Raw genomic sequence first — 17475 nt, 5'->3', positions numbered from 1 at the left:
CGAGTATATCTCAGCTTTAGGGACTCTTTCAAATCGGGGCAATCTCACTCTCCAGTTAGGGGAGATGATAGAGTCTGGAGAGAGCAATTGCTCGGTACACATACTCTCCGTACGGAGGTGTGGTTTGACTGGGAAGCAAGCAATGGTGTTTTGCCAGATACCCTGGCTAGTGGAGGATAAGACAAACATGTTTCTCTCATACACCGGCAACGGTGCCTATTGTTACGCGAATAGCCTGCATATGAGCTTGCTCGGAGCGGGGGCAAACCCGAAAGACCTTCCTGATCCCGGCTTTCTGGAATGTTTAACGGGTGGACCATTTGGGAAATTGTATTTGCGCCTTGAGAATGGTCCTCTGGTGCTCTTCAGTTCGCCTCTCAGCGATCCTGACCTGGGCTTGAAACGAGCGATAGCACTGCTCGGTTGGGAATGTGAGGAGTGGTACGGTGATGAGAGTCAGGAAGCACTCTCACGGCTACGCGAGGCAGTTCAGGTGGCTCCTGCCCTGATCGGTCCGGTTGATCAGGGATATCTTTCGTACTATCCAGACTATCACCACGCCTCTGGCTACGATCATTTTGTGGTGGCCTTGGCAATCGAGGACGATCATGTACTCTTGCAAGATCCAGGCGGTTATCCTTGCGCAGTTCTGCCCATCAAAAACTTTTTAGAAGCCTGGCGAGCCGAGCGTATTGGATATGGGCGCGGCCCCTACACGCTGCGTAGCCACTTTCGGCAGGTGTGCCATCTTGGTCGCCACGAGATCATCCAACAAGCACTGCCCTTTCTTCACGAGGATATCCGTGCCAATCCCAGTGGACCAGTAGCGTATGGTGGAGTGGAAGCGCTGCATCTGCTCGCCAACGACCTGCGAGGTGAGGTTCCTGCCAGCATAAGCACCAGCTTGGTCCAGTTCGTCCTTCCCCTTGCCAGTCGTCGAAGTCTGGATGCCGCAGCCTTCCTGCGAGAAGCTGGGAAAGCAGAAGCTGCAGTGCTGATGGAACGTCAGGCGTTGCTCGTTGGCCAGGCCCAAAGTATGGCTGTCCAACAGCAATGGTCTGCTGTTGTTCCAGTGGTTGAACAGCTCATCCACATAGAACAGCAACTGGTGATCTGTCTCTAACAGTGCCTGGGATCATTCAGCTAAGCGTAAGATGCAAGAGCCAGATGATCACACAAACGACTGGAGTACATTCCATGATCAGAATCGGAGATTTCTCAAAGCTGAGCCAGGTCTCGATCAAGACTCTCCGTTACTACGACGAGATGGGACTCCTCAAACCACTCAATGTTGATCGCTTTACTGGCTATCGCTACTATTCGGTGAGCCAACTTCCCAGGCTCAATCGCATTCTGGCGCTCAAAGACCTGGGGTTCGAGCTTTCGCAAATCGCCCAGGTCGTGGGCGAAGGTGTCTCGTCGGAGCAGCTACGCGGCATGCTGCGACTCAAGTACGCTGAATTGCAGCAGCAAATAGCGGACTCACAGGAGCGCCTGGCACGGATCGAGGCTCGACTCAACGATATTGAGAGGGAGGATACTCTGCCAAACTACGATGTGGTTCTCAAGCAAGCCGATGCACAATTGGTCGCCGGGGTTCGTGATACTCTTTCCAACTATCCCGAGGTTGGCCGCCTCTTAAATAAAGTTTACGACTACCTGGCCCGCTCTGGCGTCAACGGACTCTCCCTGACCGGAGCCGCGATCTGGCATGATGACGAGTACAAGACCGGCGATATTGATGGTGAGGCGGTTGTCTACCTGAAGCAGCCTGTTCCCGCAGATGGGCATGTCAAGGTCTACGAGCTTCCCGAGGCCCTGGTGGCCAGTGTCATCCACAAGGGAGCTTACAACAAATTCAGCCAGGCGTATGAAGCTCTCGGGCATTGGATCGAGGCCAATGGCTATACGGTTGTTGGCCCCAATCGCGAAATCTACCTGGAATGCTTGGAGCCAGTACGCCAGGATGACGATTCCTATGTGACTGAGATCCAGTTCCCTATCGCAAAGAAGGAACCAGACCACTCATGAAGCCAGATAGTCAGGGTCATGAATTCATGACCCTGACTATCTGGCTTCATGAGCCATTTTTCACGGCTTTTTAGACGGCCTCAGTTCTCTCATGCCCACTCGATTGCCCACCTCAATTTTTAGAGGCTCTCTGATGGGAGCATGCTGCCACTCCTTTGGACAAAAGCGTGATGTCGCCGAGCGACGTGAATGCGAATGAAAATGCATAGCACAGCCATTTCACCTCCATAGAGGGTCTATTTTGGGAGGAACATATTCATGATGAACGCTTCCTTCGCCTCATCAAGGGATTGCTCCAGGCGGGATATTTGGAAGAGTGGAGATACAACGTGACCCTGAGCGGAGCACCGCAGGGTGGGATTATCTCACCAATACTCAGCAATATATACCTCGATAAATTTGACAAGTACATCGAGCAGGTCCTCATGCCAGCGTACACCAAAGGCGACGAGCGAAAAGACAATACCCCCTATTACAGGTTGATCAGTCTCGCCTACGTCTGGAGGAAGAAAGGAAAGCGAAAAGAGGCAAATGCGTTGCGCAAGCAAGCGCAGCAGTTGCCAACTTTCGATCCCAACGACCCCGACTACAGACGACTGAAATATGTGAGATATGCCGACGACTGGTGCATCGGGTACATAGGGACAAAGGCGGAGGCCCTCGAAATCAAAAACCAGATCAAGGAGTTTTTGCAAAGGGAACTTGGTCTGACCCTTTCAGAGGAAAAGACCTTGATCACGCATGCAAAAACTGAGGCGGCTCGATTTCTTGGCTACTACATCTCGATTATGCAAGACAATACCTATCGGACGACGAGGAGGAAGAAGCGGAATGCGAACGGGAAAGTCAAGCTGAGTGTGCCACCAGATGTCCTGAAACAAAAATGCCAACGATATCAACGCCACGGAAAGCCGATCCATCGACCGGAGTTGACCAACAATACGGTCTACTCCATCGTGGCGCAATATCAGTCGGAGTATCGTGGAGTCGTCGAATACTATCAGTTGGCAAATGACATTTACAAGTTTAACCGCTTGAAATGGGTCATGGAAACCTCGCTCACGAAGACGCTGGCAGCCAAACTCAGGCTCTTCGTCGAATTTGGTGCAGGATGAGCTTCGCTCATTGCCGTCATCTTCTTTTCATGCAGGAGCCAGACCGAAGACGCACTCAATGACGAGTTGAGGACCACCATCGCCGAAGAGCCTGAGTGTTGCGCCGGACTTTGCAAAGAGGAGCTTCTTGTGCTTCCACACCAGCAGCGACGTGATATACTGGTGAAATGAACATATTTTCTATTAAAAACTTCCCGGGACTGACTCTCATGACGTGGCGCGTTCCTTATGGGCTGAGCACAATCGTGGGATACGAATAGCGGGAAGCGGTCAACATCGATTGGAGGTTGGTCTTGGCTCTTTCCCATTTTCTTCCCTCGCCTCCCCTGTCGGCATATATTGAGGCTTTCTGCTTCTCTGACGGAGATGCATCACAACCTCCCAAGAAGGAACGCTGCCTTCCCAATGGCCAGGTGGCGATGGTAGTCAATCTGGGCCATGACACGCTTCGAGTTTCCAACGCGCCTACTTCTGACCAGCTTCAGAGCTTTCACGGCGGCGTGCTCCACGGTGCCTTTTCGCGATTTTCCGTCATTGATACGACTACCCTGGTCACAACCATGAGCATCTGCTTCAAACCAGGTAGTGCGTGCCTCTTTCTGCCAATGCCTGCCGCCGAGTTGGCCAACCAGGTGGTTGATCTTTCCTGCATCTTCGGAACCGCCGCCCTTGATCTGCGCGAGCAATTGCAGGCGGCCCAGACGAACGATGAGCGGGTGTGTATTCTCGAACGCTTCCTCCTGGAGCGCATCGCCAGGGAGCAAGCGCCTCATCCCGCTGTCATGTTCGCCCTGACCTCGTTCCAGGCCGAAAAAGCGCGGCGCTCCATCTCGGAGGTGACCACACAGCTTGGTCTGAGTCCCAAGCGTTTCATCTCTCTGTTTGAAGAAGCCGTCGGACTCACGCCGAAAGTGTTCTGCCGTGTGCTACGCTTTCAGGAGGTGCTGCAGCGGATCACAGAAGGGCAATCCGTCCGGTGGGCAGACCTCGCACTGGACTCCGGCTATTTTGACCAGGCCCATTTCATCCACGACTTTCAGACGTTTGCTGGACTGACTCCCAGCGCCTACCTGGCGCAACGGGGGGAGCATCACAATCATGTGCCCCTCCCCCAATGACCGAAAAATTTTTACAAGACAGGTCGCTTTGCTTTCTGTTAGCATACGAGCCATGCTCCTGGCCCGATGCTTCTCGCGCTTCACGGTAGAAATGAAGACGGGCTCTCCCGTACCGTTCCAGATCGGGTTGCGGCGCACAATCAGAAAACCGATGAGGAGAAACAAGAGATGATAGGTGACAAGATACCAGAGGCCAGTGCCAATCTCAGCGCGCTCAGCGATCTCTGCACCCCCTGGTGCATCCATGTGGTGGCGACCTTGCGGATCGCCGACCACATCGCTGCCGGCAAAACTTCCATTACAACACTTGCCCAGGAGGCTGGGTGCGATAGCGACTCCCTGCAACGAGTGCTCCGACATCTGGTGGGCAAAGGCGTCTTTGAGGAGCCAACGCCCGGCCGCTTCGCGCTCAATGAGATAGCTCTAGGATTGCTCGACCCAGCGCAGCAACTCGGCCTGGACCTCACTGGCTTCGGTGGTCGCATGGTCTCTGCATGGGGGAGCCTTCTCAGCGCTGTCCGGACAGGTGCTTCTGCCTACCATGAGATTTTCGGCTTGCCCTTCTGGGAGGACCTAGAAGCGCATCCTGACATCGCAGCGAGCTTTGACGCGTTCATGGGGCCATTGGGTCATGGCACTCCTGACCCGGAGGTGCTCGTCACGGGAGGTTGGGAGGAGGTTAAGACGGTGGTGGATGTTGGCGGTGGGACGGGAGCGTTGCTCACAGAGATCCTGCGTACCCGACCCCAGATCCAGGGCACACTGGTCGATTTCCCCAGGACGGTGGCCCGCGCAGAGGCGCTCTTGCAGGCGGCTGGCGTGGGTGAACGTGCCCGAACGGTCGGGCAGAGTTTCTTCGAGCCGCTGCCAGCCGGCGCGGATCTCTATCTCCTGAAGTCTATTCTCAACGACTGCCCCGACCGGGAAGCAAAGCTGATATTGAGTCGCTGTGCCCAGGCAGCACGTCCCAGCGGTCGCATTGTGATCCTGGGCGGTGTGTCGCCAGATGACAGAGCCGACCCCCAGTTGCTGATGATGGTCTTGCTGGGGAGCAAGGAGCGCACGCTCACGGAGTTTGGAGAGCTGGCGAACGAGGCTTCGCTCAAAGTTCAGGCAGCCGGGCGGCTCCCGTCTGGCCGCTTTGCTGTCGAGTGTCGTCCGATATGATACCACTGCCATATGATCAAAGGAGGGGTGTATGAGGAGCCAACCAGTCGTCGTAAGTATCGCTCCGTGGCTATCTGTGGCCAATGCAACGCAAGCAGTAGCCTACTACAAGATGGCATTCGGCGCGGTTGAGGTGGAACGCCTCGAAGAGGAACCGGGGAGCGTGGTAGTCGCTCACCTCTCGATCGGTGGAGCGACCTTCTGGGTGCAACAGGACACAGACTCGTGTCCGCAAGCCCTGGACGGCAGGTCGTCCGTCCGGATAATCTTGACCGTCGATGATCCAGACACGGTGTTCGAGCAGGCCATTGCCGCAGGAGCAACCGAAGTCGGAGCGGTTTCCGAGGGCCATGGTTGGCGGATTGGACGCGTCGCCGACCCGTTTGGTCACCACTGGGAGATCGGCAAGCCGCTTCGCTGATTCGCTGCGCAGAGGTGCTTCTCGCAGCCTTTTCAGCGAGAAGCACCTCATGCTCTTGTTGCGCGATCAGAAAAAAATGAAAAATAGGTCGTGCCTCAATTCGGGCAGCATGGATTCGTTGATTCGAGGGAAGCTACCCAGGTTTCCTCTCGATCTGGTGTGAAAAGAAGATGACGGCAATGAGCAAAGCTCATCCTGCACCAAATTCGACGAAGAGCCTACGTTTGACGCTTTCTCAACTGCCAACCAGGTCGCCCTGTAAAAAGGCAAGAGTGGCCTGATTGAAAACCAGGGGACGATCAAACATGCTCACGTGCCCGGCCTTTTGGAGAATCAGCAGTTGCGCATTGGGGAGTGTCTGCAGAAGTTGAATACCTGTGGTGAGAGGAATGACAATATCATGTTCGCCCCAGACGAGCAGTGTAGGCTGACAGATGATAGATAGCTCTTCGTTGAGGTCAAGTAGGATCAGGTCATGTGTAGTGCGTAGGAGCAGGCGTGGTCCCGCGCGTAATGCGTCATAAAGAAGCAGGGGTAAGAATGTGGGCCGAACATAACGAGTTGATAGGATTAAAGGGCGCATGTAGCCCAGAATCGAGTGGAATTGGGGTTGCACGGCGGGCGAGACAAGTATCATTCTCATCACGCGTTCAGGATAGGTAGCAGCCAGGTGCATACAGATATATCCGCCCATCGAATGCCCTACCAGGTGCGCCCGCTCAATCCCAACCGCCTTCATCCATGCCAGCAACCAGGTAGTGGCATTCGCCAGCGTAAACTGACGCGCCAGACGACGCATCGTGCCAAAGCCGGGTAGGTCGATAAGGTAGACGCGATAATCCTGTGCTAGCGCGAAAATATTATGAGTCCACCAAAGCGTTGAGCCGCTCAGTCCGTGCACCAGGATCACGGCTTCCTGCGTCATATCCTCTCCAATGACTCGATAGTGTATAGGATATCCCTCGACCTCCACACTTCGTGTAATGATCTTTAACTTCTGCCTGGTTGCATCCATATTATAGGTTCCTGTCTATTCTTTGCGAAGAGCTGGTATTTTGTGCCACCCCTCGAACAGTTTTTGTATGAGCTGTGGAACACTTTGCATGAACCATCGAACAGCAGAGGTTAGACGCCTGTTCGTGCATGCTCCATTCTACTGTGCACCAACAATAATGTCTGCTACTGAGAATAATGTTCGCTATTCACGAATAAGGGACCCATTCAATCTGGGTGCTCATAAGGCCGCCAATCTCTGTGTAGGAGTTCTCTATCGATAGAAAGTAGAGTGCACATCTGGCTCGTTGAAGTCAGGCACCCATGCTGGAATGGTCTCCTACGTGGCGGATACGTGCAAAGGAAGCGAAACTGAGAAGATTGATCCTTTCCCCTCCTCACTGCTCACCGTGATTTCTCCTCCATGATGCTTGATGATCTCACGTGCAATGTATAAGCCCAGACCGAGTCCGGGAACATCGTTCTGCTTGGACGTATCAACACGATAGAAACGCTCAAAGAGTCGGTCCTGGCGCTCCTTGGGAATGCCAATCCCAACATCTTGGATGCGCACAAAAGCTCCATCTTGCACGGTCTCCAGGGAGATATCCACATGGTCTGCCTGAGGGGAATATTTGATGGCGTTGCTCAACAGATTGATAAAGACCTGTCCCAGTTTGTCCCGGTCCCCACTAATTGTCGCATGCGAGGCTCCATGAATCATTAACCTATGGCCTGGGCTCGTCAGTTGTGCCGTTTCAACAATCTCGTTGATCAACGCATCCAGATCAAAAGGTTCTTTGGCATAGCCCAATCTCCCTGCCTGTATTTTGGAGACATCTAACAGATCATTGATCAAGCAGGTCAACGTTCGCACCTGCCCTTCCATTCGTGTGAGCATTTGTTCTGCCATGAAACTATCGTTCTCAGTCAGTTTCTTTCTCAGATGAGAGGATAAGAGCGTCAGGGCAGTCAATGGAGATTTCAACTCATGGCTGGCGATACTGATAAATTCATCTTTGCGTTGCTCCAACTCTTTGCGCTCGGTAATGTCGATATGGGCAACCACCGCCCCTGCATTTCCTGGAAGAGGGGTGACGCTCATCAGGTACCAACTCTGCCGCGCTGACGAAAAACAGGGGTATTCTAAAGTAAATGAGGATTGTCTTCCTCCCAGGACCGCCTCAATACCTGCGAAAGCTTCTGGAGCCTCTTCAGCAGATGTTCCCTGTGCGTGTTTACACACGTCCAGGTAATTCATCCCTATCCCGGTACGTGCCAGTTGGTCAGGTGAACAGGATTCTCGCGCCTGGCGTCTCCATGCTTCATTGACAATGTGAACTCTTCCGTTGGTATCCAGAACTGCCATCATGACCGTCACTGAGTCTAAAATGGCTTGGGCAAGAAAGTCACGAGCTTCCTGGTTCTTGGCAAAAAGACCATCAAGACGTCCGAAACGTTGCTGGCTTTCCCCATATGGTTCATGCAGCATGCAACTACCTTCCTGGATAAAAAGGGATGCGCTTCTGTCTCCATCAATCTCTTCCCCATTGTAAGATGCATCTCTTTCCACTCTTAGTACTATAGGAGTTCCATTATAGGAGTTCCATCCAAGCTGAACAGAAGCTTCAAAAAAGGAGGCCATTCCAGCATGGGTGCCTGGCTTCAACGAGAGCGAACATTATTGTTGGTGCACACCTACTGATGCGTTGGGTTTCGCTTTTGCCTCTTACAGATGGTTTTTTGCTACAAAGTCATCTTATGCCTGGCTCAAAAGAAACTCTCTGGCATGAGTATTCGATGGTTCGTGCAACGGTCTTTGTATGAACTGTCGAACATTTCCTCTCCTCACGCTCGTTTGCGTTCGAGGGATGGTACAAAATACCAAGGGCACCGTTGTCAGACTCTACATATGAGTATGTGAAGTGGTGGTGACGAGTATAAGAACATGCAGTTTGCCTGCTTGTCGCGCTTAGAAGCTACACGTACGAGTCCCCTTTGGGGGTGACAGTGTTGAGAGGGAGCAACAATATAGCCAGGCGTTATCACTTCTCGTGTTACCTCTGAACTAATTGTTCATTGAAGGTTTGCTTTCGCTGTTCCTCCCGTCGGGGTCCTTCACAGTTTTAACAACAGCTTGAGAATCCCTCTGCTCCGATTAATGTAGGAAAACGTATGCACGCATAGCTCTCCCACAGCTTTCGTTGTTGCTGCTTCACTCGTAGGTGCCTCAACGTGACCAGCACATTTTTGGTCTTACCCCGCGTCCACAGCCAAGTTTGCGTCTTCGTCCGAGCCAGTACCGGAGACGGCTTGATCAATCAGCCCGATCAAGCGGAGGGCTTCACGCAGGATATTCAACGCTGCGTTATGATCTCTCTCCTGCCCGAATTGATAGTACGCACATGTGGGGTTCTGGCAGAGGAACACGCGGTCCGACAACTGCATGTTTTCCCACTTCCAATCGCAACCATGGCAGGTTTTACTCGATGGAAAGAAGCGATCCACTTTGATCACCTGCCCGCCTCGCTGCTCCATTTTGCTGGTAAGCAGAGAACGCAGTTTGCCTAACGCCGCATCCGAAAATGACCGAGCCAGCGTGCGATTCTTGAGCAACCCTTTGAGGTGGAGATCCTCAATGCCAATGATCCCGTAAGCATTGGCAAGCTTGGTGGTCAGCTTGTGGAGCACATCATCGCGTAAACAGGTAATCCGATAATGCAGCCGTGCTACCTGTCTGCGTGCTTTCTCTCGGTTCTTTGATCCGAGTTTCCGACGATGCAGGCGCTTGTTTGCCCGACGCAATTTCTTGAGCGCTGTTTTGAGGAAAGCTTGGTTCTCAATTCCCTCACCGGTACTCAAGGTTGCCAAGTGGTTGAGTCCGACATCGATGCCACACGCAGCCGGTTTCTTCGCCGGGATCGCATCTGGGAGCTCGACCTGGATGGACACAAACCACCAGTCTGCCGTTTTGGTAATACGCGCGCCTATCACGTTGCCCACAAAGCGCAATGTCTCTGCCATATTCACCCAGCCGAGTTTGGGTATCCAGATCCGATGGTCCCCAAGCTCAAATTGATCATTGGCGAGATAAAAGCTCAGTTTGCTTTTCTTCTTGCTCTTGAATGTGGGCCGACCGGTCTTGTTTCCCTGTTTCAAGCCGTCAAAATACGCGGCCCAGGCTTTTGCCAGGTCGAGGAACGGCTGATCGGAGGCATTCTTGGTAACCTCCCAGGTCCAGGGGTACTCTTGCCGTCGAATCTGGTTGAATTGCTTCTTCAATTTCAAAGCGGTTGGGTTCTCGCCCGCTTGATACTGTCGGTTCCATTCTGCCAGTGCCCAGTTCCAGGTAAATCGAGCAACACCTGCAGCTCTGACAAAATAGCCTTTCTGCTCTTCTGTTGGATGGAGGCGTATCTTATGCGCGCGAATCATTGCCCATCTCTCCTGATAGACGTCAAAACCCCTTATTTCTTCTAGCATAGAACATTTTTTCACATCTGTCTATGAGAAGGTCCTTTCTGGGCATATTGCCACGCTTTACCTCCATTCTCCTCTCTTTTTGAGAACTGTTGAAAACTCTTTTCCCAACAAACTGAACATTTAGCGAGCAGAATGAGAGCGGTATGCGATCTCCTGAAGTAGCGCGTGTCCTCTGGTGATGTAGCGCTCACTCGTTGTTTGATCATGATAGCGCAGTGACCAATCCACCTGGCGAAGGATCAGGTGAGCCAGATAGATGCTCAGAAGTTTGAGCGAAGCTCGCTCTAAGGCGTAATTCCAAAGTCGCTCACGCACTTCAACACTCTCGTAGGAATAAAATAACAAGGTGGCAATATCAAAGACGCAATCGCCTGCTCCAAAGCCATCCCAATCAACAACCCCGCTGATCTGTTTCTCCTCAATGAGAATGTTCGCGTGCTGGAAATCCCCGTGGACGATATCAGTCGTGTGGTGAGGCTCATCTTGATGCGACATTACCAGGGCTTGAAGTGTTTGCAGGAGTTCAGCAGTACCAGATGAATGCTGCTGCAAGGATTCGTGAAGACAGTATCCATCTCCACCCCAAAGCACGGTATTGATCACTTCCTGGTGCCAATCTTTCCGACCGGGGATGGCTCGCCCTCTCTGGAGTTCATTGAGCTCAAGCAAGCGAGGCAAAAGCGTTGATGGAAGCTGGCGTACAGGAGAGCCGGGGAGAGCGCTCTGAATACTGTAGATGCCTTCAGGGATGCTTCCAATGAGCAGATAGTATGGTGCTGGATAGCCGAGGCTTCGTAACAGATCTGTGACTGCTTTTGCTCCTTGCATCCACTCTACGTTGTCAGCCCCTGGTGCCCATTTGAGCACCCACCGTCTGCTCAGATGATCCGTCACGGCAAAAGCTCCCTGCTCGCCGTCTGGATATTTTTCAAGGAATGTAAAGGTTGTCTGGTGGAGTGCGTTCATGCGTTGAAGGAGTTCTACTGGCTTCATGGTATCTTCCTTCCTCTTTTCTAGCTCATTCAAGCATATCATGGCTCCCTGGAACTCGACAACATTTCTTCTGTTTTTTCTCTGCTCACGTGCGTCTACAGCGAGATGTCCATAGGCATGGTATACAGCGGCGCACAGAAAGATCGACCCATTGTGATACTATGCATTTGTATGCTTTTTTATGCCTCGGTGGACTCAGGCAGCAGATCAAGACGATTCGTGTGTTAAAATCTTTCCTAAGAAATAGTGCCATAAATTGTCAAATATTGACATATACTGGCATTTATAGTACAATACAGGGGAAATAAAAGGAAAAGAGGTGCTGTAGGATGCAACTCGTTGAGCGGCATATCATCTGCAAAGGTGATTCTCGGTATACTGCCATCGATGCAGCCTCCTTCGCCTCCAAAAACCTCTATAATCTCGCGAACTACCACATGCGCCAATCCTTCATCCATACGGGTACGTACCTCAGTATAGCTGAGGTCTATCATCTGGTGAAGGACACCCAAGCCTACCAAGCCTTGCCGCGTAAAGTGAGCAATGATGTCCTTCGGCTTCTTGAGAAGAACTGGAAGTCGTTTCGTAAAGGGCTTGCAGCGTGGTTTGAAGATCCATCGAAGTTTCAAGGTCGTCCTAAGCTGCCTCGCGTACAAAGACAAACAAAAGGGGCGCAATATCCTCATTTACGATAGACAAGCTCTCTCGAAGAAAGCCCTCAAGAAGCGAGGAATGATTGCTCCATCACAACTGGGAATCGAGATTCCTACCAAACAGAACAACGTCAAACAAGCTCGTATCATTCCTCGTAGTGGGTTCTATATTATGGAAGTGGTCTACGAACAAGAACCCAAACACGCAGGAGTTGATCCTTTGCTCGTCGCTGGTATCGATATTGGATTGAACAACGTAGCAACGCTAACATCAAACAAAGCAGGCTTTACGCCTCTGCTGGTTAACGGGCGTCCGCTGAAGCACATCAACCAATGGTATAACAAAGAATGTGCAAGGTTACAGTGCCATCTCAGCAAGCACAAGCGTCATACCTCCACTCGTTTAGAACGCCTTACCCAGAAGCGCACACGCAAAATTGATCATTACTTGCACACCCAAAGCCATCGTATCATCGAGCATCTCGTTGAGGAAGGTATAGGAACAGTCGTAATCGGGAAGAACGATGGGTGGAAGCAAGAAATCAACATAGGGAAGCGCAACAATCAACAGTTTGTGCAAATTCCCTTTGCTCGCTTCATTGATATGCTCAACTAGAAAGCAGAATTGGTGGGAATACATGTGATCCTCCAAGAAGAAAGCCACACCAGTAAGTGTAGCTTTCTTGATCTTGAGCCAATTTGCCATCATGAGCACTACCTGGGCAAACGCATCAAACGCGGCTTGTTTCGTACCAGTACTGGCAGGCGTATCAATGCCGATGTGAATGGCAGCCTCAACATTATCCGAAAAGCAATCCCTGACTCCTTCGGGCAAGGGATCGTGGGCGTGGCAGTCCGTCCAGTGGGTGCTCCCACATACTGAGCAATGCCTGTCATTGTTTAGGTGAACTGTTATCATCTCTATAGATACATCCCATCGGAGGTGACATCCTTGAACAAGACACGGGAATTTCTGAGAAGAAGAGTATGGCGAGTTGTGCTTGTCCTGTTTTGTCTGCTGATAGTGGCCATTTTGTTGTATACGGGGATCATCTGGCCGAACTCCTGGTTTGTGTCGAAGAACAATGTGCAGGGCCTTGATGTGTCGAGCTATCAGAAGCAGATTGATTGGAAACGCGTTGCCCAAACAGGCAGATACACGTTTGTGTTCATTAAAGCGACCGAGGGCAAAACGTATCAGGACGCCTATTTTCGGGCGAACTGGCGTGGGGCAAAAGAGCAGGGGCTGCTTCGGGGTGCATATCATTTCTATACAGCGTCCTTGAACGGTGCTGAGCAGGCAGATAATTACATCAATATGGTCCCCAAAGAAGCCGGGATGCTGCCACCCGTGTTGGATCTGGAAGTATCCGGTAAGGATCGCCAGGCGATGCTACAAGAAATCAACGTGTTTCTTCAGCGGCTGGAACACCACTATGGTATGAAACCCATTATTTACACGGATCTCACTCGATACGCAGAATATATCAAAGGGCATTTTGAGGATTATGTCATCTGGATCGGTGAAGCCCTTTTCCCGATCCAATGGAGCAATGTCACCAATTGGGCGTTCTGGCAGTATTGTGATCGTGGACATGTCCCCGGAATATCGGAGCCTGTTGACTTAAATGTCTTTTCCGCAGGAAGAGACAAACTTCTTGAACTCGCATACCAATCCATCTCCTACAGAGGTTTGCAGTGAGCATTGAGCCGTGCAGTAGCTACAGAGGCCCACGCACAAAGGATCAACCTTTCGGTATACTTTTGTAGGTTGTGCCTGACCGCTGGGAAATAGTGCGATATTTAGCTTGTAGTAGTCAACTGAGTGCGTGTTGCTCGCGCTCGGTGTTCACTTTGCTTTCTTGTTAGGAAGGCTCGTCAGGATGGATACCAGAAATGTCCCGAAAGCTTCTTCTTACGTCTCAAGCTTGCCGCATCTCTCTAAGTCACTAAAATTTCTTCAGAACCTTAAATTACCAAAAATTTGTATTCTGCTATTTGTGGAATTGGCATGCGTGTTTCGAAACACGCATGCCAATTCCTCCGGGTGTCACGCTCTTTAGAGCCTGTATCCGGAGGAATGTCGCATTATACGTTCAGGAACGCCTACGTTGTTCTTTTTGGAGAAGTGCTCTCATTTCTTCTTCGGAAAGACAATCAGCCGGGCGTTCATTGGCCGGCCATGGCTCTTGTCGCGCGTCACCAATGGTTACTTCGGTGACCAGGCGCCGGGTAAACCCAAATGGGAAGCGGAACGCGGGATCATCGATGGTCCACAGGTGGTAGTGATTCGCGGTGTCTACTTCCCGTGAGCGAGCGGGAAACAGTTCGACGCCTTCACATTCAGGCCCCACGAGTTCATCTTTGATGCGCACAAACAGGTCAAAGGCCGCAAGCGCCACATTCTGGTGGATAGACTTGGACCACTGCTCTCTGTCTATATTACTCCTGCAGATGTGCATGATAGTAAAGGGGCTCGATGCTTGCTCGCTGGACTCGCCCCAGTGCTGCCACGTCTGACAAAGATCTGGGCCGATGCGGCTTATCGTGGACAGGATTTGGCGACGTGGTGTCAAACTGAGGGGGGATGGGATCTCGAAGTCGTGGAACGTGCCCCTGGCCAACATGGGTTTAGCATCCAGCCTCGCAGATGGGTCGTAGAGCGTTCATTGTCCTGGATTTCCCACAACAGAAGAATGAGCAAAGAGTACGAACGAAAAGTCCCAACGAGTGAAACCCTGATCCAGGTGACGATAATTCGCCTGCTGCTCACTCGTCTAGGGGCGCAAAAGCGGACTAACTCTCAGCATGCGTCTTCAATCTCTTTGCAACACACACCTTCACTGGAAGACGCATTCCTCATTTCTTTGAAAGTAAGTCTTTTTAAGTGATATAGTGGAGTGTAATACACTATGAGGATTATTTACATTTCATAGAGATAACGATGAATTATTGAAAGCAATACCGAAGTGAGGACATGTATGGAAAATAGTTCAGGTGATCAGGCTATTGTTGAGTTGTTAATTTCTATCTATAAAGTTATCCCTAATGATGTAAAGTATGACGATCTGGGAAACCTTATTACTTTAGATATTTCAGATAAAGGTCTTACACAGGTGCCAGCAGAACTGGGGCAGTTGCGTAGCCTGCAAGAGCTCTATTTGTTCGGGAACCAATTGAGAGAGGTGCCAGCAGAACTGGGGCAGTTGCGTAGCCTGCAAGAGCTCTATTTGGCCGGGAACCAACTGAGGGAGGTGCCAGCAGAACTGGGGCAGTTGCGTAGCCTGCAAGAGCTCTACTTATCCGGGAACCAATTGACGGGGATACCAACTGAACTGGGGCAGTTGCGTGGCCTGCAAGAGCTCTACTTATCCGGGAACCAATTGAGAGAGGTGCCAACTGAACTGGGGCAGTTGCGTGACCTGCATATGCTCGATTTATCCGGGAACCAACTGAGGGAGGTGCCAGCAGAACTGGGGCAGTTGCGTGACCTGCATATGCTCGATTTATCCGGGAACCAACTGAGGGAGGTGCCAGCAGAACTGGGGCAGTTGAGTCGTCTGGAAAAGCTCTATTTGGCCGGGAACCAACTGAGAGAGGTGCCAGCAGAACTGGGGCAGTTGCGTGGCCTGCAAGAGCTCTACTTATCTGGGAACCAATTGAGAGAGGTGCCAACTGAACTGGGGCAGTTGCGTGACCTGCAAGAGCTCGATTTGTCCGGGAACCAATTGACGGGGATACCAACTGAACTGGGGCAGTTGTGTGGACTGCAAGATCTCTATTTGGCCGGGAACCAACTGAGGGAGGTGCCAGCAGAACTGGGGCAGTTGCGTGACCTGCATATGCTCGATTTATCCGGGAACCAACTGAGGGAGGTGCCAGCAGAACTGGGGCAGTTGAGTCGCCTGCACGCATTTTGCATAGAAGACAATGACCAACTTTTAACCCCGCCGTCTGAAATTGTTTCGCAAGGAACAATTGCTATCCTTACATTTTTACAGAGAATGTGGCGAGAAAGCCCCGGTCATTGATGCCTGACACTTATACACAAATCATGAAGGATGGAGACGGGCGGCGAGATGAACGCCCTCCAAGACGTCCATGACCCGCATCCATCCTTTCCATAAGGTCTGCCATCCTGGTGGTCCATCACTCTTCCGGTCGAGGTAGCCCCCAGACGGGCAATCGCGCGCCACAAGTGCTTGGCTGTCACAATGTTGCGGTGACGGTGATCCAACAAGATCACGGCCTGGATGGCCTCTTGAGAAACCACATTCTCCGCAGGGATCTCGGTGGCTTGCTGTGCCGCTTGTCGTATTAGCAACAGGCGCAAGGCAATGGGAGTGAGGATGGCTAACAGGTTCCATTGGGCCTGCATGCTTTGCAGATTGTGCTGCTCCATCCGACAGCCAGTTTTGAGTGCCTTGTGGAAGTCCTCCAGTAGCCAACGCCAGCCTACCATTGCACCACCTCCCATGCCTCGCTTGGGCAAGTGATCGGCAGCGTGGTCAACAAGATCCATTCTAACGGTTCTTGCCCTTGCGGTGGGGACGGTTCCCAAACCCGGACGACCCAGGCGACAATCTCCGTTTTGCGCAAACAGGCTCCGTTCACAGGTGGCTGTACTCGCACCTTTTGAAAATTCATCTGTAAGAGTGCTTCTCGCTTGGGCTGAGAATGCTGGGCAGGAATGTGCACCAGATGGGCATCTCCACCAGGGAGGGCACGAGCCAGGATTTTGAGATGCCCTTCGTCGAGCCCAGCTTGCACATCCTCTTGGGAAATCTCCACGTTACGATCCTGGGCCACTCGCAACACACGCGTCATACCCGAGATCCTCACACGTCTGCCAAAACGTGTAGACATCGCTGCCGCTATCGCTTACATAGATCCATTGGTGATGCTCAGGCACTCGTCCGATCTGTCGCACACTCTCTTCCCAGACATGGGATTCTCGCTCTCTCTTTTTTCGCTCTACTTTGGTTTCCCCAACGGGAGCAAGCTGACGAATGAAGGGTTCCAGGGTCATACATCCCAAGATCTGCTGGTTGTGCGGATTCATTGCAAGCACGGTGTGCAAACTGAAGCCAATATCTTTTTTACTATTGCCCATCGGCCCTCGTCCTTTGAGTGCGTCGTGGATCCCCCAATTCGGCTGCTCCGAAGGTCTGGGCGGCCCACGTCGGCATGCTGCAAAGGTTCTTGTCCCATGAGCCTTCCTCCTTGGCTTTTTCACGCTTTTCTTTTCAGCACGCCAAAACTTGTGTATAAGTGTCAGTGCTTTAGCATGGGGAGTCTTCAGCACTGTCTGTTCGATGCTGGGCAAGCAAGCTTGCTGGGTGGGTCGATCAACGTCGCTATGTGTTGCGTTCCTGCCTTGATCCAGTCAGTCATAGTTATGTGATTGAGGTAAGGGAACGTGATACTCCGGGAAATTCCTGGCTCTTGGAGGATGCAGATCAGATGCTTCGATGGATGCGATGGTATCGTTCTTCTCAGGT

At 51.8% G+C, this 17475-nt stretch carries 16 protein-coding genes and 2 pseudogenes; 10 read left to right on the top strand and 8 right to left on the bottom strand.

Annotated features, from left to right (window positions below; all coding sequences use genetic code 11):
* Nucleotides 1-187 precede the first annotated feature (187 nt).
* The 6 genes from KRAC_RS60490 to KRAC_RS01325 all read left to right on the top strand — a co-directional run bounded on the left by KRAC_RS60490 (nt 188) and on the right by KRAC_RS01325 (nt 5852).
* Entirely contained in the window at nt 188-1123 is a 936-nt protein-coding gene (locus tag KRAC_RS60490; RefSeq protein ID WP_007903898.1) for a cysteine peptidase family C39 domain-containing protein, read from the top strand.
* Between the two features lie 74 nt (nt 1124-1197).
* Nucleotides 1198-2031 carry a MerR family transcriptional regulator gene (locus KRAC_RS01345; protein WP_007903896.1) on the top strand — a complete coding sequence of 278 codons (834 nt, stop codon included), beginning with the start codon at nt 1198-1200 and terminating at the stop codon, nt 2029-2031.
* 329 nt (nt 2032-2360) lie between these two features.
* Complete coding sequence (locus KRAC_RS01340) at nt 2361-3146, top strand: reverse transcriptase/maturase family protein (RefSeq protein WP_052567840.1); 786 nt, start codon at nt 2361-2363, stop codon at nt 3144-3146.
* Between the two features lie 293 nt (nt 3147-3439).
* Nucleotides 3440-4264: a DUF6597 domain-containing transcriptional factor gene (locus tag KRAC_RS01335; protein WP_007903894.1), complete on the top strand. Its 825-nt coding sequence runs from the start codon at nt 3440-3442 to the stop codon at nt 4262-4264.
* Between the two features lie 168 nt (nt 4265-4432).
* Entirely contained in the window at nt 4433-5431 is a 999-nt protein-coding gene (locus KRAC_RS01330) for a methyltransferase (protein WP_007903891.1), read from the top strand.
* Nucleotides 5432-5462: 31 nt separating this feature from the next.
* Nucleotides 5463-5852, top strand: coding sequence for a VOC family protein (locus tag KRAC_RS01325; RefSeq protein WP_007903889.1), 390 nt, complete (start codon nt 5463-5465; stop codon nt 5850-5852).
* A gap of 235 nt (nt 5853-6087) precedes the next feature.
* Here KRAC_RS01325 and KRAC_RS01320 read toward each other — a convergent pair whose 3' ends face one another.
* From KRAC_RS01320 to KRAC_RS60480, 4 genes are all read right to left on the bottom strand, one after another.
* The gene (locus tag KRAC_RS01320) at nt 6088-6867 is read right to left on the bottom strand and encodes an alpha/beta fold hydrolase (protein ID WP_007903887.1); all 780 of its coding nucleotides are present in this window, start codon (nt 6865-6867) and stop codon (nt 6088-6090) included.
* Nucleotides 6868-7185: 318 nt separating this feature from the next.
* Nucleotides 7186-8337: an ATP-binding protein gene (locus KRAC_RS60485; RefSeq protein ID WP_007903886.1), complete on the bottom strand. Its 1152-nt coding sequence runs from the start codon at nt 8335-8337 to the stop codon at nt 7186-7188.
* Nucleotides 8338-9101: 764 nt separating this feature from the next.
* The gene (locus KRAC_RS01310; RefSeq protein WP_007903885.1) at nt 9102-10280 is read right to left on the bottom strand and encodes an RNA-guided endonuclease InsQ/TnpB family protein; all 1179 of its coding nucleotides are present in this window, start codon (nt 10278-10280) and stop codon (nt 9102-9104) included.
* 168 nt (nt 10281-10448) lie between these two features.
* Nucleotides 10449-11321, bottom strand: a complete 873-nt coding sequence (locus KRAC_RS60480; protein WP_007903884.1) for an aminoglycoside phosphotransferase family protein — start codon at nt 11319-11321, stop codon at nt 10449-10451.
* 329 nt (nt 11322-11650) lie between these two features.
* Between KRAC_RS60480 and KRAC_RS79175 the strand changes: the two are divergent.
* Both KRAC_RS79175 and KRAC_RS01295 read left to right on the top strand, forming a co-directional pair.
* A pseudogene (locus KRAC_RS79175) lies at nt 11651-12857 on the top strand (RNA-guided endonuclease InsQ/TnpB family protein).
* Between the two features lie 114 nt (nt 12858-12971).
* Nucleotides 12972-13676 carry a GH25 family lysozyme gene (locus KRAC_RS01295; protein WP_052567839.1) on the top strand — a complete coding sequence of 235 codons (705 nt, stop codon included), beginning with the start codon at nt 12972-12974 and terminating at the stop codon, nt 13674-13676.
* 394 nt (nt 13677-14070) lie between these two features.
* Here KRAC_RS01295 and KRAC_RS79170 read toward each other — a convergent pair whose 3' ends face one another.
* Nucleotides 14071-14436 (bottom strand): DUF7694 domain-containing protein, encoded by a 366-nt coding sequence (locus KRAC_RS79170; RefSeq protein ID WP_420795788.1) that lies wholly within the window; start codon nt 14434-14436, stop codon nt 14071-14073.
* On the opposite strand from KRAC_RS79170, the pseudogene KRAC_RS01285 reads away from it, so the two are divergent.
* Nucleotides 14338-14865, top strand: a pseudogene (locus KRAC_RS01285) (transposase); the annotation flags it as partial. The gene KRAC_RS79170 and the pseudogene KRAC_RS01285 sit on opposite strands and share 99 nt — an antisense overlap.
* Before the next feature lie 90 nt (nt 14866-14955).
* Nucleotides 14956-16005 (top strand): leucine-rich repeat domain-containing protein, encoded by a 1050-nt coding sequence (locus KRAC_RS01280; RefSeq protein ID WP_007903882.1) that lies wholly within the window; start codon nt 14956-14958, stop codon nt 16003-16005.
* On the opposite strand, the gene KRAC_RS75185 is transcribed toward KRAC_RS01280, so the two are convergent.
* The 3 genes from KRAC_RS75185 to KRAC_RS01265 are packed head-to-tail and all read right to left on the bottom strand — an operon-like array spanning nt 15999 to nt 17087.
* Entirely contained in the window at nt 15999-16436 is a 438-nt protein-coding gene (locus KRAC_RS75185) for a hypothetical protein (protein WP_007903881.1), read from the bottom strand. The genes KRAC_RS01280 and KRAC_RS75185 overlap by 7 nt on opposite strands.
* Complete coding sequence (locus KRAC_RS01270; protein ID WP_157506252.1) at nt 16430-16801, bottom strand: hypothetical protein; 372 nt, start codon at nt 16799-16801, stop codon at nt 16430-16432. Before KRAC_RS01270 ends, KRAC_RS75185 begins: the two co-directional genes overlap by 7 nt.
* Entirely contained in the window at nt 16767-17087 is a 321-nt protein-coding gene (locus tag KRAC_RS01265; RefSeq protein WP_040441713.1) for a hypothetical protein, read from the bottom strand. Before KRAC_RS01265 ends, KRAC_RS01270 begins: the two co-directional genes overlap by 35 nt.
* Between the last annotated feature and the right edge of the window lie 388 nt (nt 17088-17475).

Source organism: Ktedonobacter racemifer DSM 44963, from assembly GCF_000178855.1.
Taxonomy (GTDB): domain Bacteria; phylum Chloroflexota; class Ktedonobacteria; order Ktedonobacterales; family Ktedonobacteraceae; genus Ktedonobacter; species Ktedonobacter racemifer.
The sequence above is the reverse complement of the archived record's forward strand: the minus strand, read 5'-3'. Positions and strand labels throughout refer to the sequence as shown.

Excerpts from the sequence above, each read along its gene's own strand:
- KRAC_RS01310 (WP_007903885.1), bottom strand. The coding sequence starts at position 10,280 with ATGATTCGCGCGCATAAGATACGCCTCCATCCAACAGAAGAGCAGAAA.
- KRAC_RS01345 (WP_007903896.1), top strand. The coding sequence starts at position 1,198 with ATGATCAGAATCGGAGATTTCTCAAAGCTGAGCCAGGTCTCGATCAAG.
- KRAC_RS60485 (WP_007903886.1), bottom strand. The coding sequence starts at position 8,337 with ATGCTGCATGAACCATATGGGGAAAGCCAGCAACGTTTCGGACGTCTT.
- KRAC_RS01280 (WP_007903882.1), top strand. The coding sequence starts at position 14,956 with ATGGAAAATAGTTCAGGTGATCAGGCTATTGTTGAGTTGTTAATTTCT.
- KRAC_RS75185 (WP_007903881.1), bottom strand. The coding sequence starts at position 16,436 with ATGGTAGGCTGGCGTTGGCTACTGGAGGACTTCCACAAGGCACTCAAA.
- KRAC_RS60480 (WP_007903884.1), bottom strand. The coding sequence starts at position 11,321 with ATGAAGCCAGTAGAACTCCTTCAACGCATGAACGCACTCCACCAGACA.
- KRAC_RS79170 (WP_420795788.1), bottom strand. The coding sequence starts at position 14,436 with ATGCACATCTGCAGGAGTAATATAGACAGAGAGCAGTGGTCCAAGTCT.
- KRAC_RS01270 (WP_157506252.1), bottom strand. The coding sequence starts at position 16,801 with ATGACGCGTGTGTTGCGAGTGGCCCAGGATCGTAACGTGGAGATTTCC.
- KRAC_RS01265 (WP_040441713.1), bottom strand. The coding sequence starts at position 17,087 with ATGGGCAATAGTAAAAAAGATATTGGCTTCAGTTTGCACACCGTGCTT.
- KRAC_RS01325 (WP_007903889.1), top strand. The coding sequence starts at position 5,463 with ATGAGGAGCCAACCAGTCGTCGTAAGTATCGCTCCGTGGCTATCTGTG.
- KRAC_RS60490 (WP_007903898.1), top strand. The coding sequence starts at position 188 with ATGTTTCTCTCATACACCGGCAACGGTGCCTATTGTTACGCGAATAGC.
- KRAC_RS01330 (WP_007903891.1), top strand. The coding sequence starts at position 4,433 with ATGATAGGTGACAAGATACCAGAGGCCAGTGCCAATCTCAGCGCGCTC.
- KRAC_RS01320 (WP_007903887.1), bottom strand. The coding sequence starts at position 6,867 with ATGGATGCAACCAGGCAGAAGTTAAAGATCATTACACGAAGTGTGGAG.